1 protein-coding gene is annotated in these 763 nt (G+C 34.9%); it reads left to right on the top strand.

The genetic code is table 11. From position 1 onward, the window contains the following. A partial coding sequence (locus tag HMPREF6485_RS13100) for a restriction endonuclease subunit S (RefSeq protein ID WP_004347249.1) occupies positions 1–763 on the top strand: 763 nt, incomplete at both ends.

Here is a 763-nt window from a genome sequence, read left to right as displayed (position 1 = left end):
GATGAAATACCGTTTGAGATACCTGAAAGTTGGTGTTTTGTACGTTTGGGAGATATCTGTAACTATCTTCATCGAGGAAAAACACCTAAATATGGTAATCAGAAGATTTTACCTATTATAGCACAAAAATGCAATCATTGGAACCAACTGTATATTGATAGATGTCTTTTTTCTGATATAGATTATATTTTAAAATACAAGGAAGAACAATTCCTTCAAAAAGGTGATATAATAATCAATTCTACAGGTGGTGGAACAGTTGGTAGAACTGGTTATATAGATGATTCTGTGTTTGATAAGTTTGATAAGTTTGTAGCTGACTCTCATGTAACCGTTGTACGTTCTACTAAACTTGTCTCCCACAGATACATATACCTGTATTTACTTTCTCCATATATTCAAATAGGGATAGAAGAAAGATGTACAGGTAGTACTAATCAAATTGAACTTAGGACGACGACTATATCTGATTATCTTGTCCCTATTCCACCAGTAGAAGAACAAAAGAGACTCGTAAAAAAAGTAGAGTCAATGTTACCAATTGTTACTCGGTATCAGAAACTTCAGAGTAATTTAGAGCATCTGAACTCAACATTATTCCCTCTAATAAAGAAATCCATTCTCCAAGAGGCTATCCAAGGTAAACTTGTTCCACAAGACCCTAATGATGAGCCCGCATCTGTTCTTCTTCAACGCATTAAAGAAGAGAAGCAAAGACTTGTCAAGGAGGGGGAGTTGAAAAAGAAAGACGTTGTTGACTCTA

Origin of the sequence: Segatella buccae ATCC 33574, assembly GCF_000184945.1 — a bacterium.
Taxonomy (GTDB): domain Bacteria; phylum Bacteroidota; class Bacteroidia; order Bacteroidales; family Bacteroidaceae; genus Prevotella; species Prevotella buccae.
Note: the sequence above shows the minus strand (reverse complement) of the source record. Positions and strands in the feature narration are given on the sequence as shown.